Origin of the sequence: Paraburkholderia sp. SECH4, assembly GCF_030511745.1 — a bacterium.
GTDB lineage: Bacteria > Pseudomonadota > Gammaproteobacteria > Burkholderiales > Burkholderiaceae > Paraburkholderia > Paraburkholderia madseniana.
The window spans coordinates 397,503-403,960 of record NZ_JALOCP010000003.1 but is presented as its reverse complement, the minus strand read 5'-3'; the positions used below and the strand labels follow the sequence as shown (position 1 = coordinate 403,960).

Sequence of the window (6,458 nt, the reverse complement as noted above, 5' to 3'; positions counted from 1 at the left end):
CCCGGCACCGCTTCGTTCTGCGTCGCTGCATCAGCAGCAGAGAAACGAGATTATGGAGAACGACCGGCAGGTCGTCAACCCCCTTTTGTGAATTTTCTTTTGACCAAGTGCGATTTGACGCCGAAACATGCGCCCCACTATATGTAGCAAGATCGACGGAAAGTCATCCGGTCGTGCGGGAGTGGCCGACATAGCCTATAGTGAAGAGCCTGCATACGCGCACGACGAGCAGTTGAAGTGCTGCCTTCTGCCCCCACCTGAACTTACGGATGACAGGCGATGAAGGGACCCTGCGACAAGAGCGCATGACAAATTGGTGTGCTCATAATGCGCGCGAAGGCGCAAGCTCGTATATAATGCGAGCCGCGCGAATTTCGCACATTTCTATCGGCCCGCTTCGCGTGGGCTCATCTTTTTTGCTCCCCAGAGCACAGCCAAACAACCGCGTTGAGTCACTCAGGTGATGTTGAGCCATGCTCGAAACGCCTGACGGTAGCGTCTTGCGTCTCATAGCGAAGCCTCTAGAGGAGAATACGTGAACCCTTTTGATCGCGAAGATTCGCAACACGAAACTGCCGGATACACCGCCAAGGCGCCCGCTGGCCGTACGGCCAAGGGCAAAGGCGCAGGCAAAGCGATCCCCGTAGCGGCTGAACTGCCGCCGCAACAAGCTGAAGAACGCCAGCGCCAGATGCGTGCGCTGATCCAGCTGGGTAAGGAGCAAGGCTACCTGACCCACGCGCAGATCAACGACCACCTGCCCGACAACTTCGCGCAGACGGCGGCGATCGACAGCATCGTCAGCGCCTTCAACGACATGGGCGTGCAGGTCTACGAGCAGGCTCCGGATGCGGAAACCCTGCTGCTCAACTCGAACGCCCCCGCCGTAGTGTCGGACGATCAGGCAGACGAGGAAACCGAAGTCGCGTTGTCGACCGTCGATTCCGAGTTCGGCCGCACGACCGATCCCGTGCGCATGTACATGCGCGAAATGGGCGCAACTGAGCTGCTGACCCGCGCCGGCGAAATCGCGATTGCGAAGCGCATTGAAGACGGTCTTCACGAAATGGTGCAGGCGATTGCCGCTTGCCCGCTCGCGATCTCCGCCATTCTGGCCAGCGCCCAACAGGTCGCGGACGGCGAACTGCGTATCGACGAACTGGTCGACGGTCTGAATGAAGATACGGTTGCGGCGGAAGACGCCAGCGCGAGCGCGGACGCCGCAGCAGACGTTGACGCCGACGCGACCGACGATGACGACAGCGATAGCGAAGACGACGACGATGCCGGTCCGGCCGACTCCTCGGCAGCGGACGAAGCACGCCTGAAGCAACTCACCAGCGATTGCCTGGAAATCTTCGCGCAAGTCGGCATTCTGTCCGACCAGCAGAACGCCTCGCACACGCGCGGCGACGTCAGCTCGAAGGCTTACCTGCGCGCCCGCGAAGAGATTCAGCAGCACCTCGCCAAGATCCGCTTCACGGCACGCACCATCGACCGCCTGTGCGGCGACGTGCAGCACCAAGTCGCGCAAGTTCGTGCGATCGAACGCCGCATTCTGCAAATCGTCGTGACGAAGAGCGGCATGCCGCGCGAGCAGTTCATCGAATCGTTTTCGGGTCATGAAGCCGATCTGGGCTGGACCGAGCGTGCCGCGCGCGGCGCGTCGACGTTCGGCGCGGCGCTCGAGCGCCATCTGCCGGCAATCCAGTCGGAACAGCAGAAGCTGATCGACATCGAAGCAACCGTTTCGCTGCCGCTCAAGCATCTGAAAGAGATCAATCGTCAGATGGTCGCGGCCGAGTCGAAGATGCGCAAGGCCAAGAGCGAGATGATCGAGGCGAATCTGCGTCTCGTGATCTCGATCGCGAAGAAGTACGTCAACCGCGGCATGCTGTTCCTCGACCTGATCCAGGAAGGCAACATTGGTCTGATGAAGGCGGTGGACAAGTTCGAATACCGCCGCGGCTGGAAGTTTTCGACGTATGCAACGTGGTGGGTTCGTCAGGCCGTGACGCGCTCGCTCGCCGACCAGGCGCGCACGATTCGCGTGCCGGTGCACATGATCGAAACGATCAACAAACTCAACCGCATTTCGCGCGAGATCCTGCAGCAGACCGGTCAGGAAGCCCATCCGTCGGTGCTGGCAGAACGCATGGAACTGTCGGAAGAGAAGGTGCGCGGCATTCTGAAGATCGCCAAGCAGCCGGTGTCGATGGAAACGCCGGTCGGTGACGACGGCGACGCCACGCTCGGCGACATGATCGAAGATTCGGCAGCTTCCTCGCCGGCCGACGCAGCAATGCAGGCCGACTTGCGCGCCGCCATCGACGACGCGCTCGACTCACTGTCGCCGCGCGAAGCGAAGGTGCTGCGTATGCGTTACGGCATCAACACGAAGTCGGACCACACGCTCGAAGAAGTCGGCAAGCAGTTCGACGTCACGCGTGAGCGGATCCGTCAAATCGAAAGCAAGGCCATGCGTAAGCTGATGCATCCGAGCCGTGCAGATCGCCTGAAGTCGTTCCTCGACCGCTAAGCCAAGCCGGTCGTTGCGCTTGTCGTGCGTCATGCACGACAAGCGCATCTCCCTCTCCCCATTTCAAGCAAGCAACGAGATGATCCCGCCAATGGTGATTCCCGCGGCCAGCCAACGCCCAGCCGTGTAGAACGCATTACGCTCTTCATGAGGCTGATCCGGGCGTTCGAGACCCAGCGTACCGTACGCGAACAACTTGACCGCCGAGACGTCGGTTGTCGATGCGCCCTCTCCCGCTGAATCGCTTACCGCACCGTCCTGAACCGTATTGCCCTCTTGCGCCGCCGTCGCTGCGCCTTCGGCGGAGATATGGACGGCGTCGTCCTGCCCGGATGTATTTGACGCAACCGTCTGCGTGGCCGTGTCGTCCGTTGCGGACCGGCTCTTCGTCATCGCGCGATCCGATTCCGGCAGTGTCGACGACAGCGCACTGTCGATTTGCATGGCAACCTCCGTTTATTTCGCCCAACGCATGCGCCGCCTCCGGTTCGCTGTGGCAATGCAAACAGACCCATTACGCTCGCACACGGCGGTTCGACGCACGACCGCTTACAGGACCTATCGACGGCAGCAAGCCAATACTTGAGCGCCGGAAAGAAGCGGTAAGCTCCATCGGATGGCATTGCGCCATCACACGCCGATCACTCGAAGAGCCTGCCAGAAACGCATACGACGACTGCGCAACACGCGGTTCTACAGAACGGATTCCATAGTTCGATTTGTCCACAGAAACTGTTCAGAAGCCTGTGGATATCCTGAGCAAGAGTCACCCAACTCGTTGAGTACATTGGTTTTCACATCTACGCTTCCGACAGGTCGAACGGCTCACGGCTTCCCGCACATTGCGCGAACCGCTGCCCATTGCTGCGCCGTCAACGCACTTTCGCCGACTGGCGATCCCTGACTCCGCTTTTCCCGGTCGAGCGTACGCGGATGATCTGACAGAAATTCAATCGCACCGCTGGCACTGCCGCTACGCTTCTCGGTCAACGCAAAAAATGCTGCGAGCCCATCGCTGCGCAATCCACTCGCTTGCAGATAGGCAACGCCGTTCGCATCGGCGAGACGTTCCATGTCACGGCTATACGACAAACCCACTAATCGCCCCGCCAGCGAAGAAACGTCTGCGAAACCCAGATGGATACCCAAGGTTGTGCTGATCAGAGTGATACCGGCGCTGCGAAACAAAGCGGTCAACGGATCGCGCCGCGCGATATGTCCCGTCTCGTGCGCCATCACGCCGGCCAGTTGATCGGGATTGTCGACATGCTGGAACAGGCCGCGCATGACGATCATGCGTGCTCCAGGTAGCGTAAGTGCATTGACCGTCTTGCTGTCGATGACCACCACGCGTACCGGCTGCGTTATCCCCGCCGCATGGGCGAGGCGCGCTTCGAGTTGTTCGAGCGCGCGTTGTCCGTCGTCGTCGCGGCACACCCGATGCTTGCCGACCACGACCGTCTCCACCATCTCGCCAAGCCGGTTTTCCGCGCTGCGCGGCACAAGCGCCGCGCCAGCCGCAGGGAGTCGCACGACGAGTACGAATGCAAGCGCCAGCGCCGCCACGCCGATCGTGATCCAGCCCAGATAGTGCCAACGCTGCCTGCGTGGCGCCGTCATCTGCACAGGTAGTGCAAAGGCATCGGTCAACACGCGGCCCGGTTCGCCCTTGCACGCCAACGCGACCCTGCCTTCCGGGTCGGGCTCGCTGACGATCAGCCGCGCACGCGGCCAAGCCGCCAGCTCGCCCTCAACACCGTCAATCGACAGAAACGCCTCGCTCCAGCGCAGCGTTGCCACGTGAGGCGCGGCGGTATTGCCGTCGTAATAGCGTGTGCCGGTCGGCACTGAAGGTTCCACAACGGCGTCAGAACGCGCCGCCATGATCGAGCAGGTTCAGCATGCCTTCGCCCGTGCGCGGCGGTTGCTGATCGCTTTGACCGAGCGTCTGCGGGTCGAGTTGACCGGACACCTGCAGCGTATCGGCTGCGAAGCGCATCACGCGATGCAACACGATCGGAAAACCCAGACCCAGCGTAAAGACGATGATCGCCAGATTGCCCAGCATCATTCCGAGCAGACGCCCGGCGGTAATGCTGCTGCCGAAGCGCAGTTGCGTGCCAAGCGTCGTATTACCCATGACATGGCGCGTCACCAGCGCCAGATAGAAGCACTGGATCAGCAACGCACCGACGATGAACAGCACGTAGAACAGAAATATCGAGCCGAATGCTGCGAACGCGGCGGGATCATGAGCCTTCAGCGGCGCATGCCCGATGGGCAGGAACGCCATGATGCTCTTGAGGAAAACTGCCCCGAGCACGACGAACAGCGCGACGACGCCCAAAAACGTGCCGACGAACGCGCCATACAGCGCACGCGCGCGGCCTTCAAAATGAAACGGCAGGCTGCCGAAACTGCTCGCGTTGATGCGTCGCTCCGCAAGGCGCATGGACACCCACGGCACCATCTGTCCCAGAGTGACGATGCACAGCAGGCCATACAGCAATGCATACGCGCCGTAGACCCACGACGAGCCGGTCATGCCTCCGCGAATCCCACACCATTGGGTGCGGCTCAAGCGGTAACGCTGCGCGCTGAAATACGCCCCTGCTGCGATCACCGCGATCACGATGTAGAGCACAATGATCGGCACGAGAGCCAGTGCAGCGCTCCCTGTGATGGCGCGCAGAATCGCGCTAAGAATGCCAGCACCGACAATCGCGCCAAAGATAATCGCAATCGCCAGTAGAAAACCTTTGAACAGTTCGCCGCCCGTTCCGGTGTACTCAAATCGCTCACCTTGAAAACGCATGCGCGACCAGATATATCGGCGGGTATTCGTGGTGGCCCAAAAACGATAAATGCCAAGCGTGATGATCTGCAGCAACAGATTCTTGATGAATATCCCGTACAGCTCTCCAACCTTGCCGTCGTAGCTCAACAGCGGCTGCTTCTGGTCGAGTGCGTTCATTTTTTCTTCCCCCGGCTGGCAAATATACGTTTTTGAGGCCCGCATGCGCATAAGCGCATATGCACGGCGGGCGGGTGGTCTTTCCTTCGCAAAACTGACTACGACAGCGTGAAAATTTGAAATCTGGCCCGCAAGAGAGCAACTGTTTTACGGCATCACGAATGTTTTCACGAGCGTCAGCTCGCCCGGCTTACGCATCGGCACCCGAATGGTTTCGCTCTTCTCGTTCGGCGTGTTCTCGTTCGTGATGATCGTCACCTGCGCGACGGTCATATCGCTGCCGCTGCTCCCGTTACCGTAGTAATTCACATAGACCAGATACGTGCCCTTCAAGGGCGCCGCCGACGAGTAAATCTCCGGCCCGTAGCCGGTAGTCACATCCACGTCGAGTGCGCCGCCGTTCGGCGCAACCCGGTCGCCATACCAGGTGTGCACGCCGTCCGGCGACACCACGTGCAAGTCCAGATCGGTGCCGTCGGTGTCCCATGCGAGCACCACGCGCAACTTGGGTTGCGTCTTGCCGCTGTAGGCGTCGTAAAACTGCACGCGCTTGCGCGAGCCATCCGGCGCCCGCAGTTCCACGCTGTTGCTGCCGGACGGAAACGCGTAAGGCCGCGAAAACTTGCCGTCTTCCTCCACCCGCTGCGGCAACGGCGTGCCGTCGACCACCAGCGTGCCCACCGTGGTGCTTTTCTTCTTCGGCGTGTTGCGGATCTGCCCTTCGATCAACGCGAACTTCGACTGCCCTTCCGGTGTCGATACCGACACCGCCGGATAGTGCACGTCCTGCGTATAGCGCTCGCTGTCACCGCTGGTGTTGCGCCAGCCGTTCAACGGCGCGCCGAAGTCGATATCGCTCGCGTGCGCCACCGTCGCGGCCTGCAAACAGGCGACGACGAGCATCATCCAGCCAGCCTTCACCCACCCCGTCGTCTTGACCTTCAT

General features: G+C 60.7%; 5 protein-coding genes. 1 reads left to right on the top strand and 4 read right to left on the bottom strand.

The features are described from left to right. Positions 1 to 535 precede the first annotated feature (535 nt). Positions 536 to 2,539, top strand: a complete 2,004-nt coding sequence (gene rpoD / locus M0D67_RS07220) for an RNA polymerase sigma factor RpoD (protein WP_175049914.1) — start codon at positions 536 to 538, stop codon at positions 2,537 to 2,539. A gap of 63 nt (positions 2,540 to 2,602) precedes the next feature. Here rpoD and M0D67_RS07215 read toward each other — a convergent pair whose 3' ends face one another. The 4 genes from M0D67_RS07215 to M0D67_RS07200 all read right to left on the bottom strand — a co-directional run bounded on the left by M0D67_RS07215 (position 2,603) and on the right by M0D67_RS07200 (position 6,458). Further along, the gene (locus tag M0D67_RS07215) at positions 2,603 to 2,983 is read right to left on the bottom strand and encodes a hypothetical protein (RefSeq protein ID WP_266238258.1); all 381 of its coding nucleotides are present in this window, start codon (positions 2,981 to 2,983) and stop codon (positions 2,603 to 2,605) included. 381 nt (positions 2,984 to 3,364) lie between these two features. Beyond that, entirely contained in the window at positions 3,365 to 4,387 is a 1,023-nt protein-coding gene (locus M0D67_RS07210) for a M48 family metallopeptidase (RefSeq protein WP_266238256.1), read from the bottom strand. A gap of 19 nt (positions 4,388 to 4,406) precedes the next feature. Beyond that, on the bottom strand, positions 4,407 to 5,513 hold the full coding sequence (locus M0D67_RS07205; RefSeq protein WP_266238254.1) for a YjgN family protein: 1,107 nt from the start codon (positions 5,511 to 5,513) through the stop codon (positions 4,407 to 4,409). 147 nt (positions 5,514 to 5,660) lie between these two features. After that, on the bottom strand, positions 5,661 to 6,458 hold the full coding sequence (locus tag M0D67_RS07200; protein ID WP_266238252.1) for a YfaP family protein: 798 nt from the start codon (positions 6,456 to 6,458) through the stop codon (positions 5,661 to 5,663).

Excerpts from the sequence above, each read along its gene's own strand:
- M0D67_RS07200 (WP_266238252.1), bottom strand. The coding sequence starts at position 6,458 with ATGAAGGTCAAGACGACGGGGTGGGTGAAGGCTGGCTGGATGATGCTC.
- M0D67_RS07205 (WP_266238254.1), bottom strand. The coding sequence starts at position 5,513 with ATGAACGCACTCGACCAGAAGCAGCCGCTGTTGAGCTACGACGGCAAG.
- M0D67_RS07215 (WP_266238258.1), bottom strand. The coding sequence starts at position 2,983 with ATGCAAATCGACAGTGCGCTGTCGTCGACACTGCCGGAATCGGATCGC.